General features: G+C 46.9%; 33 protein-coding genes and 2 pseudogenes. 31 read left to right on the top strand and 4 right to left on the bottom strand.

Annotated features, from left to right (window positions below):
- Positions 1-13 precede the first annotated feature (13 nt).
- Positions 14-418 carry a DUF1931 family protein gene (locus JEU20_RS04980; protein ID WP_198243923.1) on the bottom strand — a complete coding sequence of 135 codons (405 nt, stop codon included), beginning with the start codon at positions 416-418 and terminating at the stop codon, positions 14-16.
- Positions 419-586: 168 nt separating this feature from the next.
- On the opposite strand from JEU20_RS04980, the gene JEU20_RS04975 reads away from it, so the two are divergent.
- The 20 genes and pseudogenes from JEU20_RS04975 (at position 587) to JEU20_RS04885 (ending at position 15,490) form a co-directional block, all read left to right on the top strand.
- Positions 587-1,462: a ribose-phosphate diphosphokinase gene (locus JEU20_RS04975; protein ID WP_198243922.1), complete on the top strand. Its 876-nt coding sequence runs from the start codon at positions 587-589 to the stop codon at positions 1,460-1,462.
- 12 nt (positions 1,463-1,474) lie between these two features.
- Positions 1,475-2,053: an NADPH-dependent FMN reductase gene (locus tag JEU20_RS04970; protein ID WP_198243921.1), complete on the top strand. Its 579-nt coding sequence runs from the start codon at positions 1,475-1,477 to the stop codon at positions 2,051-2,053.
- A gap of 1 nt (position 2,054) precedes the next feature.
- Entirely contained in the window at positions 2,055-2,915 is an 861-nt protein-coding gene (locus tag JEU20_RS04965) for an ion transporter (RefSeq protein WP_198243920.1), read from the top strand.
- Positions 2,916-2,934: 19 nt separating this feature from the next.
- Positions 2,935-3,711, top strand: a complete 777-nt coding sequence (locus JEU20_RS04960) for a pentapeptide repeat-containing protein (RefSeq protein WP_198243919.1) — start codon at positions 2,935-2,937, stop codon at positions 3,709-3,711.
- Positions 3,712-3,794: 83 nt separating this feature from the next.
- Positions 3,795-4,013, top strand: a complete 219-nt coding sequence (locus JEU20_RS04955; RefSeq protein ID WP_198243918.1) for a type II toxin-antitoxin system HicB family antitoxin — start codon at positions 3,795-3,797, stop codon at positions 4,011-4,013.
- A pseudogene (locus JEU20_RS15060) lies at positions 4,010-4,191 on the top strand (type II toxin-antitoxin system HicA family toxin). Before JEU20_RS04955 ends, JEU20_RS15060 begins: the two are co-directional and overlap by 4 nt.
- 180 nt (positions 4,192-4,371) lie before the next feature.
- Positions 4,372-4,878 (top strand): YceD family protein, encoded by a 507-nt coding sequence (locus tag JEU20_RS04950; protein WP_245395107.1) that lies wholly within the window; start codon positions 4,372-4,374, stop codon positions 4,876-4,878.
- Entirely contained in the window at positions 4,879-5,061 is a 183-nt protein-coding gene (gene rpmF / locus JEU20_RS04945) for a 50S ribosomal protein L32 (protein WP_198243916.1), read from the top strand.
- Between the two features lie 147 nt (positions 5,062-5,208).
- Positions 5,209-6,237, top strand: coding sequence for a phosphate acyltransferase PlsX (gene plsX / locus JEU20_RS04940; RefSeq protein ID WP_198243915.1), 1,029 nt, complete (start codon positions 5,209-5,211; stop codon positions 6,235-6,237).
- The gene (locus tag JEU20_RS04935) at positions 6,234-7,202 is read left to right on the top strand and encodes a beta-ketoacyl-ACP synthase III (protein WP_198243914.1); all 969 of its coding nucleotides are present in this window, start codon (positions 6,234-6,236) and stop codon (positions 7,200-7,202) included. The genes plsX and JEU20_RS04935 overlap by 4 nt, the downstream gene beginning before the upstream one ends.
- Before the next feature lie 207 nt (positions 7,203-7,409).
- Positions 7,410-8,360, top strand: coding sequence for an ACP S-malonyltransferase (gene fabD / locus JEU20_RS04930; protein WP_281066827.1), 951 nt, complete (start codon positions 7,410-7,412; stop codon positions 8,358-8,360).
- A complete protein-coding gene (gene fabG, locus JEU20_RS04925) occupies positions 8,353-9,081 on the top strand; it encodes a 3-oxoacyl-ACP reductase FabG (protein ID WP_198243912.1) in 729 nt (242 codons plus the stop codon). Before fabD ends, fabG begins: the two co-directional genes overlap by 8 nt.
- A gap of 137 nt (positions 9,082-9,218) precedes the next feature.
- Positions 9,219-9,449 carry an acyl carrier protein gene (gene acpP, locus JEU20_RS04920; protein WP_198243911.1) on the top strand — a complete coding sequence of 77 codons (231 nt, stop codon included), beginning with the start codon at positions 9,219-9,221 and terminating at the stop codon, positions 9,447-9,449.
- A gap of 175 nt (positions 9,450-9,624) precedes the next feature.
- Positions 9,625-10,869: a beta-ketoacyl-ACP synthase II gene (gene fabF, locus JEU20_RS04915; protein ID WP_198243910.1), complete on the top strand. Its 1,245-nt coding sequence runs from the start codon at positions 9,625-9,627 to the stop codon at positions 10,867-10,869.
- A gap of 3 nt (positions 10,870-10,872) precedes the next feature.
- Positions 10,873-11,718 (top strand): aminodeoxychorismate lyase, encoded by an 846-nt coding sequence (pabC, locus tag JEU20_RS04910; RefSeq protein ID WP_198243909.1) that lies wholly within the window; start codon positions 10,873-10,875, stop codon positions 11,716-11,718.
- Positions 11,711-12,703 carry an endolytic transglycosylase MltG gene (mltG, locus tag JEU20_RS04905; RefSeq protein WP_198243908.1) on the top strand — a complete coding sequence of 331 codons (993 nt, stop codon included), beginning with the start codon at positions 11,711-11,713 and terminating at the stop codon, positions 12,701-12,703. The genes pabC and mltG overlap by 8 nt, the downstream gene beginning before the upstream one ends.
- Positions 12,700-13,329 (top strand): dTMP kinase, encoded by a 630-nt coding sequence (gene tmk, locus JEU20_RS04900; protein WP_198243907.1) that lies wholly within the window; start codon positions 12,700-12,702, stop codon positions 13,327-13,329. Before mltG ends, tmk begins: the two co-directional genes overlap by 4 nt.
- The gene (holB, locus tag JEU20_RS04895) at positions 13,322-14,293 is read left to right on the top strand and encodes a DNA polymerase III subunit delta' (protein WP_198243906.1); all 972 of its coding nucleotides are present in this window, start codon (positions 13,322-13,324) and stop codon (positions 14,291-14,293) included. Before tmk ends, holB begins: the two co-directional genes overlap by 8 nt.
- Positions 14,286-14,636, top strand: a complete 351-nt coding sequence (locus JEU20_RS04890) for a PilZ domain-containing protein (protein ID WP_198243905.1) — start codon at positions 14,286-14,288, stop codon at positions 14,634-14,636. The genes holB and JEU20_RS04890 overlap by 8 nt, the downstream gene beginning before the upstream one ends.
- Positions 14,637-14,710: 74 nt before the next feature.
- A complete protein-coding gene (locus tag JEU20_RS04885; protein WP_198243904.1) occupies positions 14,711-15,490 on the top strand; it encodes a TatD family hydrolase in 780 nt (259 codons plus the stop codon).
- Positions 15,491-15,521: 31 nt separating this feature from the next.
- On the opposite strand, the gene JEU20_RS04880 is transcribed toward JEU20_RS04885, so the two are convergent.
- Together JEU20_RS04880 and rpiA are read right to left on the bottom strand one after the other, a co-directional pair.
- A complete protein-coding gene (locus JEU20_RS04880; RefSeq protein WP_198243903.1) occupies positions 15,522-16,649 on the bottom strand; it encodes an aminotransferase class V-fold PLP-dependent enzyme in 1,128 nt (375 codons plus the stop codon).
- Between the two features lie 79 nt (positions 16,650-16,728).
- Positions 16,729-17,385, bottom strand: a complete 657-nt coding sequence (gene rpiA / locus JEU20_RS04875; RefSeq protein WP_198243902.1) for a ribose-5-phosphate isomerase RpiA — start codon at positions 17,383-17,385, stop codon at positions 16,729-16,731.
- An 88-nt stretch (positions 17,386-17,473) separates the two neighbouring features.
- Here rpiA and ilvA point away from each other — a divergent pair, with 88 nt between their 5' ends.
- The 8 genes from ilvA (at position 17,474) to JEU20_RS04835 (ending at position 22,934) form a co-directional block, all read left to right on the top strand.
- Complete coding sequence (gene ilvA / locus JEU20_RS04870; RefSeq protein WP_198243901.1) at positions 17,474-19,003, top strand: threonine ammonia-lyase, biosynthetic; 1,530 nt, start codon at positions 17,474-17,476, stop codon at positions 19,001-19,003.
- Positions 19,004-19,159: 156 nt separating this feature from the next.
- Positions 19,160-19,687: a flagellar basal body-associated FliL family protein gene (locus JEU20_RS04865; protein ID WP_198243900.1), complete on the top strand. Its 528-nt coding sequence runs from the start codon at positions 19,160-19,162 to the stop codon at positions 19,685-19,687.
- Position 19,688: 1 nt separating this feature from the next.
- Positions 19,689-20,672 (top strand): flagellar motor switch protein FliM, encoded by a 984-nt coding sequence (gene fliM, locus JEU20_RS04860; RefSeq protein ID WP_198243899.1) that lies wholly within the window; start codon positions 19,689-19,691, stop codon positions 20,670-20,672.
- A gap of 35 nt (positions 20,673-20,707) precedes the next feature.
- Positions 20,708-21,193 carry a flagellar motor switch protein FliN gene (gene fliN, locus JEU20_RS04855; RefSeq protein ID WP_198243898.1) on the top strand — a complete coding sequence of 162 codons (486 nt, stop codon included), beginning with the start codon at positions 20,708-20,710 and terminating at the stop codon, positions 21,191-21,193.
- A complete protein-coding gene (fliO, locus tag JEU20_RS04850) occupies positions 21,193-21,612 on the top strand; it encodes a flagellar biosynthetic protein FliO (protein WP_198243897.1) in 420 nt (139 codons plus the stop codon). The genes fliN and fliO overlap by 1 nt, the downstream gene beginning before the upstream one ends.
- Before the next feature lie 38 nt (positions 21,613-21,650).
- Positions 21,651-22,355, top strand: coding sequence for a flagellar type III secretion system pore protein FliP (gene fliP, locus JEU20_RS04845; protein WP_198243896.1), 705 nt, complete (start codon positions 21,651-21,653; stop codon positions 22,353-22,355).
- 15 nt (positions 22,356-22,370) lie between these two features.
- Complete coding sequence (gene fliQ, locus JEU20_RS04840; RefSeq protein WP_198245888.1) at positions 22,371-22,640, top strand: flagellar biosynthesis protein FliQ; 270 nt, start codon at positions 22,371-22,373, stop codon at positions 22,638-22,640.
- A gap of 102 nt (positions 22,641-22,742) precedes the next feature.
- On the top strand, positions 22,743-22,934 hold the full coding sequence (locus JEU20_RS04835; RefSeq protein WP_281066798.1) for a transposase: 192 nt from the start codon (positions 22,743-22,745) through the stop codon (positions 22,932-22,934).
- On the opposite strand, the gene JEU20_RS04830 is transcribed toward JEU20_RS04835, so the two are convergent.
- Positions 22,921-23,946, bottom strand: a complete 1,026-nt coding sequence (locus JEU20_RS04830) for an IS630 family transposase (protein WP_198243546.1) — start codon at positions 23,944-23,946, stop codon at positions 22,921-22,923. The two genes, JEU20_RS04835 and JEU20_RS04830, sit on opposite strands and share 14 nt — an antisense overlap.
- Before the next feature lie 60 nt (positions 23,947-24,006).
- On the opposite strand from JEU20_RS04830, the pseudogene JEU20_RS04825 reads away from it, so the two are divergent.
- The 3 genes and pseudogenes from JEU20_RS04825 to flhB all read left to right on the top strand — a co-directional run.
- Positions 24,007-24,617 (top strand): annotated as a pseudogene (locus JEU20_RS04825) (IS5 family transposase); the annotation flags it as partial.
- A complete protein-coding gene (gene fliR, locus JEU20_RS04820; protein ID WP_198243895.1) occupies positions 24,602-25,336 on the top strand; it encodes a flagellar biosynthetic protein FliR in 735 nt (244 codons plus the stop codon). The pseudogene JEU20_RS04825 and the gene fliR, both read left to right, overlap by 16 nt.
- Positions 25,336-26,466 (top strand): flagellar biosynthesis protein FlhB, encoded by a 1,131-nt coding sequence (gene flhB / locus JEU20_RS04815; protein ID WP_198243894.1) that lies wholly within the window; start codon positions 25,336-25,338, stop codon positions 26,464-26,466. Before fliR ends, flhB begins: the two co-directional genes overlap by 1 nt.
- Positions 26,467-26,471 lie beyond the last annotated feature (5 nt).

Here is a 26,471-nt window from a genome sequence, read left to right as displayed (position 1 = left end):
TTTGTCTCCTGATTTAAAATTTCCTAGGCGACAGGTATGTTGACATAGGGGGGATTTTAAACAACTTAGCCACACTTACGGTGATAGCGCCGGCTATTTCCGGTAATTTCTGTTCGGCTTCTTCGCTATAATCTAGAGACAGAGGCGGAAGTTTCGCCAGGCTTTCAAGAATAACGCTTAAGTTGAGTTCTTCGTCTAAGCCTTTAAAATACTGGATTTGTTCTTGTAGCCCCTTTGTCACCGGAATGTCTTGCGCTTGGATAATGTCCCTGCCATTGGCTTTTGCATTGGCTTGTGCGCGTATCATCAGGTCATAAACACGTTGATTGACAAAGTCTTCGAGACGTTTGATATCATTTTTGTCGATGTCTAACGATGCGCTTTCCCGAAAAATTTTTTCAAATTGTTTAACTGCCATTACCATAGTCTTATTCCTTATGTTGTTATGATTTTATAAATTACTTGCACTGTTATTATGGGGATAGCATTCATAAAAACAAGGTTATTGAGGTTAAAGGATTGCTTGTCAGCCGTGTTCGTTTTCTGGGATGATGAGAGTATTGATCTCTTCAATTGATTTCTTGCGATGCAAATACTGACGTTTTCCGAATATCAAGCACAATCTGAACGCCTGGCGGCGGTACTTGACAGAGATTGCCATATCATCGAGTGTCACCATTTTCCGGATGGTGAGAGCTTGGTACGGCTGCCGACCGATTTAGCTGAACATGTGGTGATTTGTCGCAGTTTGAATCAGCCAAACGATAAGTTGATCGAATTGCTGTTGACGGCGGAAACGGCCAGAGAGCTGGGGGCAAAACGCTTGACCCTAGTAGCGCCCTATTTATGCTATATGAGGCAGGATATTGCGAATCGGCCGGGTGAGGCGGTGAGTCAGAAGATTATTGGCCGTCTGTTGGCTGAATTATTTGATGATGTGATTACGGTTGACCCCCATTTGCATCGTATTCAGCGCTTATCTGAAGCCATTCCCTTGGAGAATGCGATCACCTTAACGGCCGCCGCCGATATTGGTGTGTTTTTGCGGCAGCAGTTTGTTTCGGCCGTGCTGTTAGGGCCTGATACAGAATCGAAGCAGTGGGTCAGTGCTATTGCCGAGCAAACCGGTTTTGACTATGCGGTGGCTCATAAACAGCGGTTAGGTGATAAAAATGTTGTTGTTACGCTGCCAGAGTACGATTTTTGCGGTAGACCGGTGGTGTTGGTTGATGATGTGCTCAGTACCGGTCGCACGTTGATTCAGGCCGCGGTATTATTGCAAAAAGCGGGCGCTTCTGAGGTTTATGCAGCCGTCACACATCCGTTGTTTTGTGGCGATGCAGAAACAGCATTGTATCAGGCGGGCATTAAACAAGTCTGGAGCTGCGATAGTGTGACGCATAAAACAGCCTGTATCTATCTAGCGCAGCGACTGGCGCAAGCGCTTTTGAATCTTCAATGAAAGGTTTTTTCCATGAGCAAGACTAAAATTCTGGCATTTTCCGGCAGTAACCGGAAGGCTTCGTTTAATCAGAAGCTGGTGGCTGTCGCGGCCGAAGGGGCGATGGCAGCCGGCGCCGACGTGACGATTATTCAGTTGGCCGATTACGATGTCCCCTTGTATAACGCCGATCTGGAAGCCGAACAGGGCATTCCTGATGCGGCACTGGCGTTTAAGGCATTATTAATGGCTCACGATGGTTTTTTGATCGCGTCACCGGAATATAATGGCATGTTTACGCCGGTATTAAAAAATATGCTGGATTGGGCCTCACGTAAACAGCAAGCGGATGAAGCGCCATTATTGGCATTTCGCGGCAAATATGCGGCCATTATGGCGACATCGCCGGGTGCGTTGGGCGGTGTTCGTGGATTGATGTTCTTGCGTATATTGTTGAGTAATTTAGGTGTCAATGTTTTGGCCGAGCAGCAGGCCGTCTCCTTTGCCGCGAAAGGCTGGGACGATGATGTTATGAAAGATGACGCACAACGACAGGCGATTTTGCGGTTAGGGCAGCAATTGGTTTTGGCTTTGGGCGCTGATACGCGATAGCATGACGAGAAGGCGGAAAAAAACGCATTATAATGAAGGTGAACCTTTTTCAGGTTGGCGGGAAAAGCTGCATGAAATTATTTTTGGTGTAGAAACACCCTTGGCTAAAGCCTTCGATCTGGTTTTGATTGCCTGTATTCTGGTCAGTGTGTTAGCGGTTATGCTGGGCAGTGTCGGCAGTTTGCAGGCGCGATTTGGACAATGGTTTTATACGCTGGAATGGTTTTTTACTCTTCTATTCAGTATCGAATTTATTCTGCGTTTGCTGTGTGTCCGTAAGCCCTGGCTTTATCTGCGCAGCTTTTTTGGTGTGGTTGATTTTCTGGCCATTATTCCGACCTATCTGGTATTTTTATTTCCGGGGATCAAGTATATGCTGATGATCCGGGTTTTGCGTCTGTTGCGCATTTTCCGGGTGCTCAAATTGTCCGAATATATGGGCGAGGCGCAGGTTTTGTTGGTCGCGTTGAGCCAGAGTCGGCAAAAAATTCTGATATTTTTGTATGCAGTGGGGACATTGGTTATCATTTTTGGCTCGGTCATGTATGTCGTCGAGGGGAGTGAGGCAGGCTTCACCAGCATTCCAAGGTCGGTGTATTGGGCGATTGTGACGATGACCACCGTAGGTTATGGTGATATTGCGCCACAAACCGTGGTAGGACAGATGGTTGCATCGCTGATGATGATCGTCGGTTATGGCATTATTGCGGTGCCGACCGGAATTTACAGCGCGGAGCTGATCAAGGTGAAGCGTACAATCAATAATAACGCCTGTTCGGACTGCGGCGCGGTAGGGCACGAATTCGACGCTAATTTTTGCAGGATTTGTGGTCATGCATTGGCTGATGACGAGACAGAATAATCTAAAAGAGGATAAAACCATGATATTTAAAACATTGTTATCGGTCGCCTTGTGCGTTGCCTTCAATGCGGTGATGGCGGCAGAATTAAGTCGTGAGCAAGTTGTTAAGCTGCTTGAAAACGTCAGGCCGGGTGAAAAAGTCAATTTGAGACGGAAAGATTTAACTGGCCTGGATTTGTCGGGACTGGACTTTCGGCAGGCGGATTTATGGGGTGCAGATTTGCGCCGGGCTAATTTGAGTCATAGTAATTTGTCAGGCTTGAATCTGGATTTGACCGTGATGGTTGGCGCTAATTTTGAAGGTGCCGATTTATCGAAGGTGAGTATTTTTGCGGTTAGCATGATGCGCTGTAATCTGAAAAATGTTGATTTTTCAGGCAGTCGGGTCATTGCCAATCTGGATAATTCTGATTTGACCGGCGCTAATTTGCGCAATGTGCGCTGGGGCGCGGATATGAAAAATCAACCTATGGGCTTGATGCGTGTTAGTCTGAAGAAGGTCAAGCTGGTTGATGCAGATTTGACTGGAGCCGATTTGAGCCGGGCGATGCTGATGTTTGCGGACTTGACCCGGGCTAATTTGAAAAAGGCGGTTATTCATGTGGCCGATTTACGTTCTGCGGTGTTAAAGGATGCTAATTTGCAGCAGGCCGATTTGACCAGCAGCAACCTGATGGGAGCTGACGTCAGTGGTGCGAATTTTGAGGCAACGATTTTGAAAGACGTCAAAGGCTGGGACCAAGTTCGTGGCCTGTCGCAGGCTAAAAATGTTTCTCGTGCTGTATTCTTGGATTAATAAGTTTTTGATATAACAAAAATATTCTGGGCGATGAACAAGCTATTTGAATATCAGTCCCAGAATTAAACCAGGAGACAATGATGAAGGCTGAATTTACAGCTATTATAGAAAAGGCAAGCGAGGGCGGGTATTGGGCAATTTGTCCAGAGATACCCGGGGCAAATGGGCAAGGTGAGACAATAGAAGAGGCAAAAAATAATCTTAGAGACGCTATCGAATTGATATTGGAAGACCGCAGGGAAGATATTCTTCGAGGCTTACCTGAAGATGTCATTCGTGACAAGGTACAGGTTGCATGAAGCGAAGGGATTTGGAGCAAAAATTGAGAGTCGCGGGCTGCTATTTGAAGCGGGAAGGCGGATCGCATTCTCTTTGGATAAATCCCAGAAATGGTGTGCTGTTGAAGCAATTCCACGGCATAAAGAAATAAAAGAGCAATTGGCAAGAAAAATTCTAAAGAACCTGAGTGCTGAATAGATGGTTCAACAATGCGCTCTATGGTAGTGATGAGTCTTATCGATTTATCGAAAATACCTTGGTGTGAATGGAGTAGCGGACTTAAAGAGGGTTGCACTCGTGGTATTTTTGATTGAAGCCGGCAAACGTGTTGACGATAAATAGAATAACGTATATCATTCCGAAGTTATGTTGGATAGATTGCCTGAATTTATAGACCCCATCCTTTATGCGGAACAGCGTAGGGAAACCATTGGCCGGATACCGATCAGTGGGTTTTCTCGGCTGGCTGAAAAACTGGCGGCCAACGCGGGCGATGTGGCGATCGATTTCGCCTTTGAAAAAAAAGGTCGGGTGGCAACCGTACAAGGGCATATCAAGGCGGAATTAACCTTAGTTTGCCAAAGCTGCTTGAAAAATCTATCGTGGGCGTTGGATATTCCGGTTAATTTGGGGGTTGTTTCCTCGGATGAACAAGCCAATAGATTGGCTGAGGAATTTGATCCTTTATGGCTGGAAGAGGACACCTTAGCCTTGAAAGATATTGTCGAAGACGAAATTCTTCTGGCATTGCCCGATTTTCCACGACATAGACATGAATGTCTGGTCAAGCAGAAGGCACAGGCTAAAAAAACGGAAGATTCAACAATTAGATCTGACAACCCTTTTTCTATTTTGGCACAACTTAAAAATACTGGAGACTCTTAGATGGCCGTTCAAAAAAGTAAAGTGACCCGTTCAAGATGTGGTCAACGTCGTTCGCATGATGCATTACGTTCTAAAACATTATCGCAAGACCCATTAACTGGTGAAATGCATCTACGCCATCATATGACGCCTGATGGTTTTTATAAAGGTCGTCAGATTGTCGCTGTGAACGAAGAAGACTAAATCGACAGCGTTCAATAGAACAACGAGACCGGCCTGCAATGCAGGCCGTTTCTTTTTCTGACTGTTTCAAGGGGAATCTGGCCTGATTTTTTGAAAATCAGCTCGGATTAAATTCGAATGAAACGAATTTCGGAGTAACGAGCAGGCGTGACGACAACTATTTCAATCGATGCGATGGGGGGCGATCATGGTTTGGCGACAACCATTCCAGCATCGCTAAATTGTTTACAGGCTAATCCCGATTTAAAACTGGTATTGGTTGGGGATGAGGTGCAAATCAAGGCGTGTCTGGGTGATGCACTAGATACTTATAAAAACAGGCTCACGATTCAACATGCTTCACAGATTGTGGCAATGGATGAATCCCCACAAAAAGCCTTGAAAAACAAAAAAGACTCTTCGATGCGTGTCGCCATTAATCTGGTTAAAGAGGGTGTGGTAGATGCCTGTGTCAGTGCGGGAAATACCGGTGCTCTGATGGCGACGGCACGCTTTGTGCTCAAGATGATTCCAGGGATCGAGCGGCCTGCGATTATTTCAACCTTACCTTCTATTCATGGTCATACGCATATGCTGGATTTGGGTGGAAATGTTGATTGTACTGCCAGGCAGCTTTTTCAATTCGCCATCATGGGAGAGGAAGTTGTCAAGGCTGTGGAAAACATCGAACAACCCAAAGTTGGTTTGCTGAATATCGGTGAAGAAGATGTCAAGGGTAATGAGCAGGTTAAATCAGCCGCCCGCCTTTTGGAAAATGCCAGTCTGAATTATATTGGTTTTGTCGAAGGTGATTCGATTAACGCCGGTTCTGTGGATGTGGACTTAATTGTCACCGATGGTTTCGTCGGCAATGTTGCACTGAAGTCGATTGAGGGTGCGGCCAAAATGATTGGCCTTAAGTTGAAGCAGTCTTTCAATAAGAATATGTGGACGAAACTGGCAGGCCTTGTCGCTTATCCTGTGTTGAAATCATTTAAGGACAGTATCGACCCGAGACTTTATAATGGAGCCAGTTTCGTCGGTTTGCGAGGGTTGGTGATTAAAAGTCATGGCGGTGCAGATGTACTGGCTTTTGAAACGGCGATTCATTTGGCCGAAGTGGAAATACAACAAGACGTGACCCGAAAAATCAGCGATAAAGTTGAACGTGCGCTGGCGCAACAGGAGTTTGATTGATGCAATATGCAAGAATTAGCGGAACCGGAGGTTATTTGCCGGAGCAGGTTCGCACGAATCATGATATTTCGGAAACGGTCGATACCTCGGATAGTTGGATTGTCGAGCGTACAGGTATAAAAAGTCGCCGGATCGCCGGGCCGGAAGAAACCGCCTCCAGCATGGCTGAAATTGCGGCGCGGCGCGCTATTGATATGGCCGGTGTCGATGCAAAAGACATCGATTTGATTATCGTTGCAACAGGAACGCCGGATCGGGTTTATCCTAGCACGGCGTGTTTATTGCAGCGACGTCTCGGTATTTCAGGCTGTGCGGCATTCGATATTCAGGCAGCCTGCTCAGGATCGGTCTATGCCTTGAGTGTCGCTGATCAATACATCAAATCCGGTACAGCTAAAAAAGCCTTGGTGGTAGGGGCTGAAATCTGCTCCCGAATTGTGGACTGGACTGATCGGGGAACATGTATTCTGTTCGGCGATGGCGCGGGTGCCGTATTGCTAGAAGCATCAAGGCAGCCTGGGATTTTATCCACCCATATTCATGCTGATGGCGCTTACGAAGATTTGCTTTATTGTCCGAATCCTGTAGCAGCAGCAGAAGACAAACGGGACGAAGAGCCGTATATTCGCATGCGCGGCAATGAGGTTTTCAAGATGGCGGTGAATACCTTGGGCCGGATTGTCGACGAAACACTGGCAGCCAATAACCTGGAAAAGAATAGCGTTGATTGGCTGGTGCCGCACCAGGCTAATACCCGAATTATTGCGGCAACGGCCAGGAAATTGCAAATGTCGATGGAGCAGGTGGTGTTGACGCTGGAAAATCAGGGCAATACGTCGTCGGCATCGGTGCTATTGGCATTTGATGCAGCGGTTCGAGATGGTCGAATTCAGCGTGATCAGGTGATTTTGCTGGAGGCTTTCGGTGCTGGCTTTACCTGGGGTTCGGCCTTGATCAAGTATTAACTGATGTTGTGTAGATAGTTCATGTCTGCACTCTGCGTAGGGTGTCATGTGTGCCCCGGTAAAAAACACAGGGATTCAATAATGTTTAATCTAAAAAGAGGGTTTTTTTGCTGGCGTCTGAACATTATTTTTCAGTGAGCTACGGTTTTAACCCGCTACCAGATTAAGTTATTTTGAACGAACAACACAAATGGTGGAGAAATCATGATAAATGAACAAAATTACGGTCTGGCGTTTGTGTTTCCAGGCCAGGGTTCGCAGTCAGTAGGCATGTTGAAGGAGGCGGCCGAAGCATACCCTGTCGTCAAGCAAACTTTTGAGGAAGCGTCGGACGCGCTAGGCTATGATTTATGGGCGCTGACGCAAAATGGCCCAGCCGAGGAATTGAATCAAACCGATAAAACGCAGCCGGCCATGCTGGCGGCGGGGGTGGCAGTCTGGCGAGTCTGGTGTGACTCGACCATTATGCGACCGGCTTGGATGGCCGGGCACAGTCTGGGTGAATATACTGCTTTGGTTTGCGCTGATGCTATGGCGTTTGGAGATGCCATCAAGCTGGTTGCCGATCGCGGCAGATTTATGCAGGAAGCGGTGCCAGAGGGGGTTGGCGCGATGGCGGCGATCATTGGTTTGGAAGATCATGTTGTTGTCAATCTGTGTGCTGAAAATGCCGGTGATGAGGTGGTCTCGGCCGCTAATTTCAATGCGCCCGGGCAGGTTGTGATTGCAGGGCATGTGGCTGCAGTGGAGCGCACGATGGCGGCAGCAAAGGAAGCCGGTGCTAAACGGGCGTTAAAACTACCCGTCAGTGTGCCGTCGCATTGTGCTTTGATGAAGCCGGCGGCGGAAAAACTGGGCGAACGCCTGCAAGAAATCAAAATAGAGTCGCCGCATGTTTCATTGTTGCATAATGTTGATGTGGCAGCGCATAGCGCGCCTGAAGTTATTCAGGGTGTCTTGCAGGAGCAGTTGTACAAGTCGGTGCGTTGGGTTGATGTGATCCGTTTCATGCATGATCAGGGCGTGCAGGCCATTGTTGAATGTGGGCCGGGAAAAGTGCTGATGGGGCTGAATCGACGCATCGTTAAAGATCTGGGTCATTTTACAATGTATGATCCGGCGACCTTGGAAAAAGTTCTGGAGCAAATTGATGGATAAAAAAATTGCATTAGTGACCGGCGCTAGTCGGGGGATTGGTCGCGCGATTGCCGAAAGATTGGCGCGTGATGGCTTTTTTGTGATTGGTACAGCAACCAGCGATGCCGGCGCAGAGGCTATTTCAGGCTGGTTGGCTGAAAATGGCGCAGGTTTGCGTTTGAATGTCGCCGACCCGGATTCCATTGCCGAGGTGATGAAAAAAATCAATGATGAATACGGTGTGCCGGTGGTGCTGGTCAACAATGCCGGCATTACCCGGGATAATTTGCTGATGCGAATGAAAGAAGAAGAGTGGCATGATATTATCAATACCAATCTGACTTCGGTGTTCAGAATGAGTAAAGCGGTGTTGCGTGGCATGATGAAGGCCAAAGGCGGCCGTATCATCAATATCTCATCCGTGGTTGGCGCCACCGGTAATGCTGGGCAAACCAATTATGCTGCGGCTAAGGCGGGGATAGTGGGGTTTGCAAAATCCATGGCTAAAGAGGTGGGGTCGCGTAATATTACGGTCAATACCGTGGCGCCAGGATTTATCGATACCGACATGACCAAGGCATTGGCAGATGAGCATAAACAGGCTTTGCTGTCATCTATCGCTCTGGGAAGGTTGGGGAATCCGGATGAAATTGCTCATGCGGTATCGTTTCTGGCCTCAGATGGTGCATCTTATATTACCGGCGAGACAATTCACGTTAATGGCGGGATGTATATGCCATAATCTTGTGGCATTTGGGTAAATTCAAGTATAATGCACCCGCCGTCTGGAATAGCCAGTGACGGGGTTTCTAACAATAATTTTATAGCAAATATTGAAGCGAGTGTGTGTAACATTTGCATTGTTTGGGGAAAATAATTATGAGTAATGTTGAAGAACGAGTAAAAAAGATTGTCGCAGAACAATTAGGTGTTAAAGAAGATATTTCTAACGATGCTTCTTTCGTAGACGATCTTGGTGCTGATTCCTTGGATACAGTGGAACTCGTCATGGCACTGGAAGAAGAATTTGAATGCGAAATTCCAGATGAAGAAGCTGAAAAAATCACAACCGTTCAGCTGGCTATCGATTACATCAATAACAATTTGTAATTGAATTCCTCGGCAGGTTTTTGCCTGCCAGATGATTGTCTCCCTATCTTCTAAAGACAGGGCAAAAACCACCATTTAGTTCTCTAAATGGTGGTTTTTGGGCTTCGTCTATTTCATGTTGACATCCAGACGATTCGGTTTTTTCTTATCTAATTTAATCAGACAGGACACCACCTTGAGTACACGTCGAGTTGTTATAACTGGATTAGGCGCAGTTACGCCTTTAGCCAATAATGTTGCCGATACCTGGGATGGTATTGTTAACGGCAAAAGTGGAATTACAGCCATAGATTCATTTGACATTTCCAAATTTGCCACGACTTTCGGGGGTGTTATTCGTGATTTTGATATCAGTGAATATATTCCGTTAAAAGATGCTAAACGTATGGATGGTTTTGTCCATTATGGCATTGCGGCGGGCTGTCAGGCGCTGGAAGACTCAGGTCTGGATATCACAGATGAAAATGCCGAACGCATTGGTGTTGCGATTGGCTCGGGTATCGGTGGGATCACTGGGATTGAAGAGTGTTATGCGACGTATCAGAAAGGCGGGCCGCGGCGTATTTCGCCTTTTTTTGTTCCCGGAAACATCATTAATATGATTTCTGGCAATCTGTCGATTAAATACGGATTGAAAGGCCCTAATTACGCTATCGTCACCGCCTGTTCAACGGGAACGCATTGTATCGGTGATGCGGCGCGTATGATTCAGCATGGTGATGCAGATGTCATGCTGGCGGGTGGTGCCGAGCGTTGCACCACATCACCTACGGCAATGGGCGGGTTCGCAGCGGCGAAAGCACTTTCGCGTCGTAACGATGAGCCTCAACGCGCCAGTCGGCCGTGGGATAAAGACCGGGATGGCTTTGTTTTGAGCGATGGTGCTGGGGTGGTCATGTTGGAAGAGCTGGAACACGCTAAAGCGCGCGGTGCCAAAATTTATGCTGAATTGATTGGCTTTGGCATGAGCGCCGATGCCTTTCATATTACTTCGCCAGCTCCGGGTGGCGAAGGGGCGGCACGTTGTATGAAAAATGCAATGCGTGATGCTGGTGTCAATCCGGAGCAAATTGATTATATCAATGCACACGGGACCTCAACACCAGCTGGCGATGTCGGTGAAACTCAGGCAATGAAGGCTGCGCTGGGTGATCATGCCTACAACACGGCTGTCAGCTCCACTAAATCGATGATCGGACATTTGTTAGGTGCAGCAGGGGGTATAGAAGCGGTATTGACGGCATTGGCCATTAGAGACCAGGTGGCGCCGCCGACGATCAATCTGGAAAACCCAGACCCTGAATGTGATCTGGATTATGTCCCGAACCAGGCGCGGGAAATGGACATCAATATTGCCTTATCTAACTCATTCGGATTCGGTGGAACTAACGGAAGCTTGGTCTTTAAACGTTATTCGTAAGACATGACAGGATCTGCGGACTTTTTGTTGAATGGAAAGCGCGGATCCGGCCTTGATGTACATGATCGGGGCTTGCAGTATGGCGACGGCTTGTTTGAAACGCTGGAAGTTTATCAATCTAAGCCGTTGTTCTGGGATTTACATCTACAACGCCTGACGAAAGGTTGTCACCGGTTGTCGATTCCTATGCCGGACCCTTCTGTATTGCGACGGGAGGCCGAGCAACTCATCGAGCATTGCCCCCACGGCGTATTGAAACTCATTGTGACCCGTGGTTGTGGTGGCCGCGGGTATCGCCCCCCTGAAAAGCCCGAACCTACTCGATTGCTTAGTCTGCACCCCTGGCCGGATTATCCGGAGCAATTAAAACAAAACGGTGTCTGTGTCCGGTTTTGTCAAACACCTTTGGGCTTAAATCCGCTATTAGCCGGGTTAAAACATCTCAATCGCTTGGAGCAAGTATTGGCGCGCAGTGAATGGCAGCAGCCTGATATTCACGAAGGCTTGATGCTGAATGGGCGGGGTGAAGTGATTGAAGGTACTCTGAGCAATATATTCTATTTTTCAAATGGTGTCCTGTTTACGCCGGTTGTGGACCAATGTGGGGTCAAAGGTATTGTGCGGGATTTAATCATTTCATTGGCTAAACAGTTCTCCGTATCCGTGACTGAAACACGTGTGTTGCCAGAGCAGTTATTGCGAGCCGATGAGATATTTTTGACAAATTCGGTGATTGGAATTTGGCCGGTCAGGAAGCTGGGTGATACTCATTTTACCATCGGGTCAAATACTCGTCGGCTACAGGAGGCCTATCAACAGCTCTGGCAGCAACAGGTGGAGAATGCTTAAAAAACTGCTGCTGTTGCTTATCGTTATGGTCGTGATGGCAATTTTTTGGGCGAAGCGAGACTATGAGCAGGCTTTGAGTCGGCCGGTCGTGACCGACAGCGATGTATTCGTCATTAAAAAAGGCGAGTCATTCAGGCAGATAACACGCCGACTGCAACAAAAATGGGCCGTCAATCCTTATTGGTTTCGCGTTATCGCCTACCAAAAAAAAGTGACCAATCAACTGAAAGCCGGCGAATATATATTGCAGCCTGGCATGACTCTGCCCGATATTCTAGCCGTGTTTGTGTCTGGAAAAGCGCGACAATACGCGATTACATTTCCTGAAGGTTGGACATTTAAACAAATTCGCCAGCGTTTGCTGGAAGAAAAAAACCTGCGGCATACGTTGGATAAACTCGATGATCAAGCGCTGTTAAAGAGGCTTGGGAGTCCTTATAGTCATCCGGAGGGTCTGTTCTTTCCGGAAACCTATTTTTTTGAAAAAAATACGCTCGATTTGGAATTACTGAAAAGAGCCTATCAAAAAATGCAACAGGTATTACAACAAGAGTGGGTCAAGCGGCAACCGGGATTGCCGCTTGAAACCCCTTATCAGGCGCTGATCTTGGCCTCGATCGTCGAAAAAGAAACGGGCAAGCCTTCTGAACGGGCGATGATTGCCGGTGTGTTTATCCGGCGACTCAGAAAAGGCATGTTGCTGCAAACTGACCCGACCGTCATCTATGGGATGGGGGAGCGGTATCAGGGCAATATTCGGCGTAAGGATTTAAAACAGGCGACGCCTTACAATACTTACGTGATTAAAGGGCTGCCACCTACGCCGATTGCGATGCCTGGGCGTGAAGCCATTCATGCCGTCATGCATCCTACCGCCGGGAACAGTTTATATTTTGTTGCCAGTGGTGATGGTGGTCATGTCTTTAGTGCGACACTGCGGGAACATGTCAATGCAGTCAATAAATATCAGAAGAAACGACGATGACTAAGGGACGATTTATCACCCTGGAAGGCGGAGAAGGTGTGGGCAAAACGACAAACCTGAGCTTTCTTGAACAGATGTTAACCGCCCAAGGTATTTACGTGGTTAAAACACGCGAACCCGGCGGCACGCCATTGGCTGAAAAAATTCGTCAGTTATTGCTGGAAACGCATGATGAAGCAGTTGATCCAATGGCCGAGCTGTTGATGATGTTTGCCGCTAGAGCCCAGCATATCCGGCATGTTATCAAGCCAGCTTTAGCGCGGGGTGATTGGGTGTTATGTGATCGTTTTACCGATGCAACCTATGCCTATCAGGGGGGTGGGCGTGGTATGGCTATGGATAAAATTGCCTGGTTGGAACGCGCCGTGCAAGGCGACTTGCGGCCTGATTTGACCTTGTTACTGGATGCGCCGGTACAAATTGGCATGGTGCGAGCAAAAGGGCGTGGTGAATTGGACCGATTTGAACAGGAACGCTACGACTTTTTTGAAAAGGTCCGGCAAGCCTATTTAAATCGGGCTCAGCAACAGCCCGAGCGTTTCGTTGTCATTGATGCCAGCCAACCTCTCGACGAGGTCCAACGCGCGATTAAAAGCCGCATTGATTCCCTGATGGCAGATGGCTGAGTACATTTATCCTTGGCTGATACCCTATTGGCAAACATTGACACACTACCTGCGCCAGCAGCGTATCCCGCAAGCGGTGTTGATTGCAGGCAGAGCTGGCATTGGTAAACGCCAATTGGCCGAATGTTTTGCCGCCAGTTTGTTGTGTGAGCGACTTAGTGGCGAAGGGTTAGCTTGCGGACATTGTCATGCCTGTGTTTTACGGCAGGCGAGTACGCATCCTGACTTTATTGTGCTGGAACCGGAGGCTGGGAAAGGTTTGGGGATTGATAGTGTGCGGGGCTTGTTAGCCAAGATGGCGTTAAAGCCTCAGTTTGAAGGGCAGCGCGTTATTTTAATCGATGCAGCCGACAAGCTTAATCCAGCCGCCGCCAATGCCTTTTTAAAAGGCCTTGAAGAACCGGGTGAGCGAACCACAATTATTCTGGTGACGGATAAGCCGGCGCGTTTGCCGATGACCATTCGTAGTCGCTGTCAACAAATCCAAATTACGCAGCTAGATCAAGCGCAGATACAAACATGGCTGGCTCAGCATCAGGTGATGCAGGCCGATGCGCTATTGGCATTGGCGAATGGTTCACCATTAAGAGCATTGGATTATCATGAAAAGAATTATCTGGCTTTAGCCGGGCAAGTGTTTGATGAGTGGCTGAGCTTGCGACGGGATCCTGGGCAAGTTAATGTGGTGAAAATCGCCGAAAACTGGCTGAAACACCCCGTAGAGCCTGTGATTCTGTTGGACTGGATGTGTTTATGGCTGGTTCGGCTATTGAAACTGTTTTATGGAGAGGGATTTGATTCCGCCTTGCAAGAAATTAAAAGCCAGCTAGAATTAGCCCAATTGTGTCGATATTATCAATCGGTACTGGAGGGCCGGCAATTATTGTTGACGCAATGCAATCAACAATTACTGCTGGAAAAGCTTTTGATCGAATGGTCTCAATTAGGTGTCAAGCATGGCTGAAGCATCACCAAGACAAGGTATTTTGTCACTATCCATTAAAGATAAAAACGCCTTATATGCCGCTTATATGTCGTTCGTTGAAAATGGCGGATTATTTATTCCGACTAAGCGCAAATATAAAATGGGCGAAGAAGTTTTTATGTTGTTAAGTCTGATGGAGGAGACGGAGCGTTTGCCTATCGCCGGTAAAATCATTTGGATCACGCCTGAAGGGGCCGAAGGCTATCGGGCTTCGGGGATAGGGGTACAATTTAGTGATCAGGATCAGGGTGCAGCACGCAATAAAATAGAAACTTATCTGGCTGGCGCATTAGAAAGCGAGCGGCCAACCCATACCATGTAATTTGAATCCATTAGCGATGACTTGGCTGCAAGAATGTGGCCATTCCACCTGTTTTTTCTAACTTCCGCAGTTTTATGTTTATTGATTCCCATTGTCACTTAGATCGTATCGATCTTACGCCTTTTCAAAACGATTTTGCTAATTTTATGGCAGACGCCAAAGCGCAACAAATCGACCAAATGCTATGTATCGGCATCGATCTTGAGGCTTGGCCAGATATGGTCGAGTTGGTTTCGCCTTATGACTCGGTATATTTGTCGGTAGGCGTGCATCCGAATGTGACCGAAGGTGAAGAGCCAAGTGTGGAGAGACTGCTGGCGTTGGCGGATACCCCTAAAGTTATCGCGATTGGAGAAACCGGCCTGGATTATTTTCGCAGTGAAGGTGACTTGGACTGGCAGCATCAACGCTTCAAGCGTCATATTGAAGTGGCTAAAATGACCGGTAAACCATTGATTATTCATACGCGAGAAGCCGGGCAGGATTCATTGGATGTGTTGGCGAAAGAAGGTGCCGATCAGGTCGGTGGCATCATTCATTGCTTTACCGAAGATTGGGCTTATGCCGAATATGCGCTGGATTTAGGCTTTTATATTTCCTTTTCCGGTATCGTAACCTTTAAAAATGCCAAACAAATACAAGAGGTTGCCACAAAAGTTCCGGCAGAACGCTTTTTAATCGAAACCGATTCGCCTTATCTGGCGCCGGTGCCGCATCGGGGTAAACCCAATTATCCGACCTATGTGCGTCATGTTGCAGAATACCTCGCCCAGTTGCGCGAAACCAGCGTTGACGACATCGCGCAGCAGTCGAGTGAAAATTTTCATCGTTTGTTTCCAACGACTGCAAAATAGTTAAATTTATGTGTGTTGTTTCGCTAAGCCGTCAGGCGCATATTTCGGCCGCAGTGACCGCTTTTTCCAGTTCTTCAAAGCTGTTGTAAAAATGCGGTGAAAAACGAATACCTGCACCGCGTAATGCACAGGCGATGTTTTGTCGGCTGAGTGTTTCAAACAAGGTTTGGTTATCGATATTATTATGCCGAAAAATGACGATGCCGGATTTTAACGGGGCATCAGGGGCTGACAGTATGTGTAAATGTGGGCTGCGAAGAATACGCTGAACCAAGAAATCGACGCGTTCAAAAACGGCCTGCTCGACCTTATTCATGCCGGTTTCTAGTAATAAAGACAAACTGGCTGACCAGGCGTGGATGCCAAGCATATTAGGGCTTCCGCATTCAAAGCGCTTAGCCGTTGGATGAATTTTCCAGGGTTTGTTTTCGTAATTTTGGATGTCAGCAAGCATATGCCAGCCATACTGAGTTAATTTCAGTTTTTCCCGCGCCGCTTTGCGGCTGTAAAAAACGCCCAGTCCTTCCGGTCCCAGCATCCATTTATGGCCGTCGGCCATGACAAAATCGGCTTGGCAGCGTTGCACGTCGAATTGGACACAGCCGAGGCTTTGAATGGCATCGACGCAGAATAGAATGTTGTGTTCGCGGCAAAAACGGCCAATTTTATCTAAATCCAGGCGCAGGCCGCTGGCAAACTGAATGGAGCTGATGGTGATCAGCCGCGTGTGGCTGTCCACCTGATCAAACAAGGCTTGCTCTGGGGTGGTGGTGTGATGGTGTAAATCGGCTTCCCTGAAATGGACGCCCTGGTCAGCCAAAGATTGCCAGACGATGCGATTGGATGGAAATTCCTCATTGCTACTGACGATATTGTCACCAGCACGCCAGTCTATGCCATAAGCGACAAATGACAAGGCTTCGGAGGTATTTTTAACCAGTGCGATATCGGCAGTTGATGGCGCATTTAAAATTGCTACCAGTTGTTGGCGCAATTTTTTTTCGGTTTCTAGCCATTGTAGGTAAAACTGGGACCCATAGTGGCAATTCTGCCAGGCAAAGTCAGCGACAGCTTGAGCGGTTCGTTTAGGCCAAGGCGCTACGGCAGCATGGTTAAGATAAATTAAATCAGAGTCGAGCGGAAATTCAGGGTGTGACATGTCATGATACCGTGCGGCGGTTTTGAAAGCGGCCAAGCCGGGCTAATGTTCGGATTAACCGCTTTCGGGCAAGCGAAGCTTATTCCATCACTTCAACACGGTCGCCTTTGCCGATCAACACAACATCGGCATCACGCATGGCGAAAATACCGACGGTGACGACGCCGACGATATTATTGATAGTCTTTTCCATGGCAATAGGGTCCAGAATTTCAAGGTTATGAACATCGAGAATTTCATTGCCATTATCGGTGTAATAATCTTCACGCCAAACCGGTTGACCGCCCATTTTGACCATTTCGCGGGCTACATAGCTGCGCGCCATGGGAATGACTTCAATGGGTAGCGGGAACTTGCCCAGCACATCCACACATTTGGTTTCGTCTGCAATACAGACAAATTTACGGCTGGCGGCGGCGATGATTTTTTCCCGGGTCAGTGCGCCGCCGCCGCCTTTAATCAGTTTTTTGCGCGGATCGACTTCATCGGCGCCATCGATATAGACCTCGATATCACCGACGCTGTTTAAATCCAATACCGGAATGCCAATATTTTTTAAACGTTGTGTCGTGGCTTCTGAGCTAGATACCGCGCCTTCGATGTCGGCTTTGTGGTCAGCCAACATTTCAATGAAAAAGTTCACTGTAGAGCCGGTGCCGACACCGACAACGGGGACATTTTTAATGTATTTGATGGCTTCTTGAGCGACTTGTTTTTTTAATTCATCTTGAGTCATTGTTTATCCTGCAAGGTTAGAGTTATCGAAGATATCATAAATTGTATGGGATAATACCCGATTGAGACCAATTTTTCAGCACTTATCCATGATACAAAAGTATATCGAACGTATATTGCGGGCTAGGGTTTATGATGTTGCGATTGAGACGCCGCTGGATTTTGCACCGGTTTTATCAGGCCGTCTTGATAACCAAGTGTTTTTGAAACGTGAGGATTTACAACCTGTTTTTTCCTTCAAATTGCGTGGGGCCTACAATAAAATAATTCAATTGACGGATGCTGAAAAAGCCTGTGGTGTCATCGCGGCATCGGCCGGAAATCATGCGCAAGGTGTTGCCTTGTCGGCAAAAAAACTGGGTATCAAAGCCTTGATTGTGATGCCTAAAACGACACCCGAGATCAAGGTGCAATCGGTCAGAGCGCGAGGTGCAAAAACGGTGTTGTTTGGTGATTCTTATGATGAAGCCTGTGAACACGCTCGACAACTGGCCGATGAAAAAGGTCTGGTTTTTGTGCACCCTTATGATGACCCGGATGTTATCGCCGGGCAAGGCACCATTGGCATGGAAATCTTGCGGCAGCACAATGGCCATATCGATGCGGTATTTGTACCGGTCGGCGGGGGCGGCCTAATTGCAGGTGTCGCCGCTTATATTAAATTTGTACGTCCGGAAACAAAAATAATTGGTGTCGAACCGGATGATGCGGATTGTCTAAATCGGGCGTTAAAAGCGGGCCGTCGCACCATTATCAAACAAGTCGGCCTGTTTGCCGACGGCGTGGCGGTAAAACAGATTGGTAAAGAACCGTTCAGGCTGGCGCATCACTATGTCGACGAGGTGATTGTGGTCAATACCGATGAAATTTGCGCCGCAATCAAGGATATTTTCGATGATACCCGCTCGGTTGCGGAACCCGCAGGTGCACTGGCTGTCGCCGGGGTCAAAAAATACGTCGAACAGCAAAACGCCAGTGGTCAAACCTTTATCGCCATCGAAAGTGGCGCCAATATCAATTTCGACCGTTTGCGTTATGTGGCCGAGCGCACCCAGGTCGGTGAACATCGTGAAATATTGCTGGCCGTCGCTATTCCTGAGCAGGCCGGTAGCTTTCTTAAGTTTTGTAAAATGCTAGGAAAGCGCAATATTACCGAATTCAATTATCGTTACTTTCATGACAAAATCGCACAGGTTTTTGTCGGTATCAGCAGTAGCGGGGAAGAATCCGACAAGGCGGCCTTGATTGAGCAGTTGGAAACCGATGGTTTTAAAGTGACCGACATGACCGAAAATGAGATGGCTAAGGATCATATTCGATACATGGTGGGCGGGCATGCGCCTTGTCCATTAAATGAAATTATTTATAGCCTTCAGTTTCCAGAGCGCCCGGGCGCGTTGTTGAAATTTCTGGTAGCTTTAGGCGGGCGTTGGAATATTAGTTTATTTCATTATCGAAACCATGCGGCAGCCTTTGGAAAAGTGTTGATCGGATTGCAAATGAAAAAATCCGAACGGCATAAATTTCAGCATATGTTGACGGATTTAGGTTTTGTTTTTCAGGAAGAAACAGACAATCCAGCCTATGTGTTTTTTGCCGGTGGACAAGAAAAAAACTGAGTTTTTGCTAGACTTAAAATCCCATTGGCGGCTGCGTTTTCAGAGGTGTCAAAGAATCGACACTGCCTATAGACGATATTGAAGATATTGTTTATCAAGTAAAAAGGCGTAGTGGTCTGTATTTTGCATAAACTTCTTAAAAACAGGAATTGATCGATGGCCGAAGAACCCGAAAACACAGAAGAACCCAAGTCTTCCAAAAAAATGATCATTATTATTGGCGTCGTCGTGCTGCTTTTAGCCGGTGGTGGGGGGGCTTATTTTTTTATGGGTGGCGACGAGCCGGTTGCCGAAGGTGACAATGCCGAGCAGGCACAAGAAGACGCTGAGGCGGCTGAAGAGGAAGATGAAGAAGGCTCCGAAAAGGTATTGATCTACTATGACCTGGAACAGCCGTTGCGGGTCAATTTTCCGCAAGGCAGTCGTTTTAGTCTGATTGAGATACGCGTGTCATTTATGTCTGAAGATGCCAAAGCGGAAGAACTTTTGGAAAAACACAAGCCGATGATCGTGAATAATTTACTGATGGCAATCAGTGCGGCAGGTTCTGACAAGCTGGCAACGAGTGAAGGTAAGCAGGAATTACAGAAAATCATTTTGGATGAGGTTAACAAGGCGATGAAAAAAATGACCGGTAAGGAACGGATCAAGGATGTCTTTTTTACGCGCTTTGTAATGCAATAAGATGTCTACGGCTGACCTTCTCTCACAGGATGAAATTGATGCGCTGCTGCATGGTGTCGATGATGGTGATGTAGAAACCGAAGCGCCGGAACAGGGCAGCGATAGTCAGGAATTACGCCCCTATGATTTCGCTAATCAAGAGCGGATTGTACGTGGGCGTATGCCAACGCTGGAAATGATCAATGAGCGGTTGGCACGATATTTCAGGGTTTCGGTATTTAATTTTTTAAGGCGTTCGGCTGAAATTTCTGTATCTGGCATCCAGATTCAGAAGTTTTCTGAATTTATCCAGAGTCTGTTTGTGCCTACCAACCTGAATATCATACGTATGTCACCGCTGAGAGGGCGGGCATTAGTTGTGATGGAACCGCGATTGGTGTTTACGGCTGTGGATAATTTTTTTGGAGGTGGTGGGCAGTTTTACAACAAGGTTGAAGGGCGCGAATTTTCAATGACCGAAATGCGTATCATTCGCTTGATTCTGGATTTGTTGTTCAAGGATTTGCAAGAAGCCTGGAAGCCGGTAATGGATATTGATTTTGAATATATCAATTCAGAAGTCAATCCACAGTTCGCCAATATCGTCAGCCCATCTGAAATTGTGGTGATTTCCACGATTCATATTGAACTGGAGGGCGGTGGCGGCGATTTGAATATTGTTATCCCTTATTCAATGATTGAGCCGATTCGTGAATTACTCGATGCGGTGACTAGCGATCGTGGGGAAATCGATAATCGCTGGCAAGAGTCACTCAGAAACGAAGTGATGCGTTGTGAAGTGCCGCTAACTAGCGTTTTGGTCGAAAAAGTGATGACAGTGGAAGATGTTATGAATTTTAAAGATGGCGATATTATTCCGATCGATATGCCGGAGTCGGTGGTGTTGACGGCCGAAGACGTGCCGATTTTTCGCGGTAAGCTCGGCGTTTCAGATGGTAATTATGCCATTCAGATTGAAGAAAAACTGACTCAGAATTCAATTTAGTCTATCAGATTATAAAGCTTTCGGGACAAATAAAGATGAGTGAAAACGATAACGAGAATGAAGAACCGGTTGGCGATGACTGGGCGGCGGCGATGGCCGAGCAGGAACAGGTTGACGGTGCAACCGAGGCTGAAGCGGACTGGGGTGATGCGCTGAAAGAACAAGCGGCAAGCGAAGAGCAAGGTGGTGTGGACTCGGCGACGTTCCCTGATTTACAGGATGCAAGTGATGCTAGCGCGAAAAGCTTGAGTGGTGGGGATGATGTCAATCTGGATATTATTCTGGATGTGCCGGTAACGATTTCGATGGAAATTGGCCGTACCCGGATCAATATTCGTAATTTATTGCAGTTAACACAAGGCTCGGTGGTGGAATTAGACCGGTTTGCCGGCGAACCGATGGATGTACTGGTGAATGGTACCTTGATTGCGCATGGCGAGGTGGTGGTCGTCAACGATAAATTCGGGATTCGATTGACCGATGTGATCAGTCCATCCGAACGTGTCAAAAAATTGGGCTGATGCGTTTTTTTAGTTATTTTTCGCTTATCTTTTTTGTTCAGCAGGCGAGCGCTGCGCAATCGCAGTTTCAAGGTACAACAAAAAACCTGTCATTGCAGGATGTTGCCAATTGGGCGGCCAGTCTGATTGTGGTGCTGGCGATATTTTTGTTTTGTGTTTGGGTGATTCGAAAAACGCAACATTTGACCACCGCCCAAGGGCAAACGCTTAAAGTGGTGACAGGTCTTGCGCTCGGTATGCGAGAAAAGCTGGTATTGATTCAAGTTGGTGAGAAACAGATTTTGCTGGGTGTGACACCGGGCCGGATTGAAAAATTGTTGGTTCTTGAAGGCGATGCGCAATTAAAGTCCGATAGTACACCGACGACAGCTGTATTTGCTAAAAAGCTCGCCCAGGTTATGAAAGGCTCTGAACAATGAAGTCAATAGTATGTGCTGTGTTTGTGTGGACGCTGCTCATGCCTGATCAAGCGGCGCTGGCGGCGCCAGGCATTCAGGCTATTACGGTGACCAGCAATCCTCAGGGCGGACAGGAATATACGGTCACGATTCAGATTCTGGCCTTGATGACGTTAATGACCGTGCTGCCGGCATTGTTATTGACTATGACCTCCTTTACCCGCATCGTCATTGTACTTGGCCTGCTCAGGCAGGCGATTGGTACTGCGCAGGCACCGAGCAACCAGGTGTTGCTCGGTTTATCATTGTTTTTGACTTTTTTTATCATGACGCCGGTGTTTGACAAGGTCAACAGCGAAGCGATTCAACCGTATATGGATGAAAAAATAACCCTGACCACGGCATTGGAAAAAGCCTCGGGGCCTTTTCGGACCTTTATGTTGAGACAAACCCGGGAAACCGATCTGGAAATGTTCATGCGTATTGCCAATCGGGAGGATTTTCAATCAGTCGATGATGTGCCATTTTCTTTGTTGTTGCCGGCTTATGTTACTAGCGAGTTAAAAACAGCGTTTCAGATTGGCTTTTTATTGTTTTTACCGTTTTTGATTATCGATCTGGTTGTCGCTAGTGTTCTGATGTCGATGGGGATGATGATGCTGTCGCCAATGATTGTTTCTCTGCCATTTAAAATCATGCTATTTGTGCTGGCTGATGGCTGGTCAATCGTGATGGAAATGCTGGCTGCCAGTTTTTATGTCTAAAGGAGCCGCGCCATGATGACACCGGAAACCATATCAGTCATTGCTGAGGAAACCGTTTTAGTCGCGGTTAAATTATTGGCGCCAATTTTATTATCTTCGTTGGCTGTAGGGCTTTTAGTTTCAATGTTTCAGGCGGCCACTTCAATTCAAGAACAGACATTGACCTTTATTCCTAAACTGGCGACGATCATTGTCGTGTTGATGATTGCAGGACCATGGATGTTGCAAATGATCATCGATTATTTTCAAACGCTGGTACGGGAAATTCCTAACTTGATCGGATGATTCTCACCGAGCAACAGATTTTGAACTGGGTTGCTGCATTTATCTGGCCATTTTTTCGTATTGGAGCACTAGGGGCTGTTTTGACTCAAAAACAAGCAAACTATGCCCCGACAAATGCTTACGGATGAACTTTGGGAGAAACTGAAGATAATTATGTTGAAAATGGGAATTTATGACAAACCTTGTCTTCGAAAAACAGTCGAAGGTATTTTTTATCGCTTGCGAGTAGGTTGTCCCTGGAGAGATTTATACTCTCCGCACATGAAAATAGAGCAAACCATCATGCACCGATAATTTGAAAATTCTCAGTTAAAAGTGAGCGCAAATTGTCGACATGCTTTTCTGGCTCAGAAAAGAATGTCTCGCAGGCTATTTTGAATTCTTTGAATGTTTCATAATACTGGTCATATAAGATTTCTTTCTTGAAATATCGCCAGTACCGTTCAATCAAATTAAGATTCGGCGCATACGGCGGTAAAAACACTAATTCAATTCGCGACATTTCAAGAAATTGTCTGACAGCCTTTGATCGGTAGTAGCGTGCATTATCGCAAATGATGTAAATAGTCCCAGCCTTCGGGTAACGTTCTTCAATCGCCTTACAAAGATCAATCGTTGCCTCGCCATTGATGGTGTCATAGAAGCGGCAGACAGTATCCAGAGAATCGATATTGACTGCACCGTTGACATTGAGACGTTGACGCCCGGTATTACTCTGAATCGTGAATTCCACACCACGCTTAATCCAACCACAAGCCATTACAGGATTATGTTGTGGATGAACACCATCCATGAACAATATCAAGTCTTCGGGCTGCTTGTCTTCCTTTAGTTGTTGATATTTCTCAAGGAACTCCAGTTGGGCTTTTGCATTAGCTTTGCCGGGTATCAGCTTGGGCTTTTTATAGACATAACCCAAGCGATGCAGCAAGGCTGTCACACCGCGTTCACTATAGCGAACCTGCCAACGCTCTTTAATGTAAGCTGCAACCGATTTAGCGGTTAAGTGAAGATTTTTCTGCAGATATTCATCCAACTCGGTCGCTTCTGAAACCGATAAGAAACTGGCACTTCCAACATGCTGAGTTTGTAGGAGTTTAGCAAGACCACCTTTCTTATATTTTCGATAGTAGGTACGGATTGTATTGCGGTCAATGAGAAGTGCTTCGGCAACGTTTGTTGCTGACCAGCCTGAACCTAAAAGAATGATGGCTTTAACTCGGTCTGCATCACGTTTTTCTCGAAGCTCACCATGGGCTTCGCGCAAATCGGCTAATTCAGTCTCTGGAAGGGTGTAATTCGACATGGCCTTATTTTATATATTTCACTCCATTACGTCATCTTTTATGCTAAATTCTCATTTGCGAAGAGTATACCCACGGCTTTTGGTAATTGGAATGCGGTATATAAACGATTCAATGACTGGTCTCGTAAAGAAAAACTGATGGGTATTTTTAACGCCTTGGTTGTTGATCCAGACCTGGAATGGGAATTTATTGATGGGAGTATTGTGAAAGCACATCAGCATAGTAGTGGTGCGGCCTGTGAACAAGAAACAGCGATAGGGAAATCTGTCGCCGGGAACACCAGTAAAATTCATATGGCCGTTGATGCCTGTGGTCTTCCTATTCATTTCTCAGTGACAGGCGGCGAAGTTCATGACTGTAAAGAAGCACCGAAATTAGTTGCAGAGCTCCCAAAAGGTGACTATATAGTTGCTGACAGAGGCTATGACAGTGAAGCATTACGTCTTCAAATTAAAGACAAAGGGGCTGTTCCTGTTATCCCAAGAAAAAGAATTCAACTCGGGGAAATGATGAAATGGATTGGTGTCTCTACAAATATCGCCATCTCGTTGAAAATGTGTTTGCAAGACTTAAGCATTTCAGAGCGATCGCCACGCGATATGACAAACTCAAACGAAATTTTGAAGGCTCTATCGCTCTGGCTTGCGCCTTTTTATGGTTACCTATGTGAAATGGCAACAGCCCCTATTCATTTCCGTTCCCGTTTTCAGTGGTCGCCGTGTTCCCGCTCGGATTCGTGTGATACTAGCGGCTTTGATTACCTTTGTCATTGTTCCCGTATTACCGCCCTTGCCGGCGATAGAGCTATTTAGCCATCGGGGGTTCATGGTGGCGATCCAGCAAATTTTTATCGGTATTGCAACTGGCTTTATTCTGCAAATGGCATTTTCGGTTATGTTGGTTGCAGGTCAGTCGATCGCTTACAGCATGGGGCTTGGCTTTGCTTCCCTGGTTGACCCGGCCACTGGCGTACAAGTCCCGGTGGTGGCACAGATCTTTATTGTTTCGGCCAGCTTGATTTTATTGGCGGTAAATGGCCATTTAATCCTGATTGAAATGCTGGCACAAAGTTTTACCACGCTGCCGATTGCCGATATTGGCATGAATAGTGCTGATCTATGGAAGATAATACGTTGGAGCCGTCAGATTTTTGTCGGCGGTGTTTCATTGGCATTACCGGTTCTGGCGACGATTTTATTTGTCAATATCAGTTTTGGTGTGGCCTCACGCGCTGCACCGCAGTTACAGATTTTTGGCATCGGTTTTCCCATTACCATTATGATGGGAATGGTTTTAATCTGGATCATGATGCCGGATATGCTGGACGGTTTTCAGGCTATATTGGCGAGGAGTTTTGCTCTGATCCGTGATATTTTGAGAATACCCTGATGGCAGAAGATTCTGGGCAAGATAAAAGCGAGCAGCCGACGGCGAAACGGCTGGCCGATGCCCGCAAAAAAGGCCAGGTTCCGCGTTCGAAGGAACTAGACACCTTTGTGTCGCTGATTGTCAGTGCGGTGATGTTGCTATTTCTAGGCAAATCCATGGCATTGAGTCTGGCTGACATCATGGTCGAGCATTTCAGTCTCAGTCGCAGTGAAATTTTCGATTCGAAAGCACTGACCGAGCATTTCAGTCAAGCTATATTCGATGCTGTGTCGTTGGTTGCCGTTTTTGGTTTGACCATGATGGTGGCGGCGTTGATCACGCCGATGATGATGGGCGGTTGGAATTTCAGCAGTGAAGCGATTCAGCCCAAATTTTCCAAATTCAATCCCTTAAAAGGCCTGAAACGGATGTTTGGCCTGCAAGGCGCTGTGGAGCTTTTGAAAGCCATTGCCAAGGTGAGTATTGTGTTTCTGATGGCCTGGCTGTTATTTGACGTATATTGGCATGATTTTATGCAGATGAATCGCTTACCGGTTGAACAGGCAATCTATCAAACCGGTGATATCATTACCCGGGGCTTTTTATTGTTAAGTGCGGCGTTATTATTGGTTGTGCTGATCGACGTGCCTTATCAGTTGTGGAATCACACCAAACAATTGATGATGACTAAGCAGGAGATTAAGGATGAAAGCAAGGAATCGGAGGGAAATCCTGAGATAAAAGGCCGGATTCGGCGTGCACAGATGGAAATTTCTCAACGCCGGATGATGGATGAGGTGCCTAAAGCCGATGTCATCGTGACCAATCCAACCCATTTTGCTGTCGCTTTGCGATATGACCAAAATGGCGAGGGCGCGCCGATACTCGTGGCTAAGGGGACCGACTTGATTGCCGCGCAAATTCGAAATCTTGCGATTGGCGCCGATGTGCCGCTGGTTGCCGCACCCTCTTTAGCACGGGCGCTGTATTATTCCACTGAATTAAATCAGGAAATTCCACATGGCCTATTTTTGGCAGTGGCTCAGGTTTTAGCTTATGTGTTCCAGTTACAGGCGGCGACCGAAAATGGCTGGGAGAAGCCGGTGCCTCCCGATAAGATTGATGTGCCCGATGAATTCAGACAGAGGTAACCGAT

Source organism: methane-oxidizing endosymbiont of Gigantopelta aegis (genome assembly GCF_016097405.1).
Classification (GTDB): Bacteria; Pseudomonadota; Gammaproteobacteria; order Methylococcales; family Methylomonadaceae; genus Methylomarinum.
This window is presented reverse-complemented; position numbering and strand designations above follow the sequence as displayed.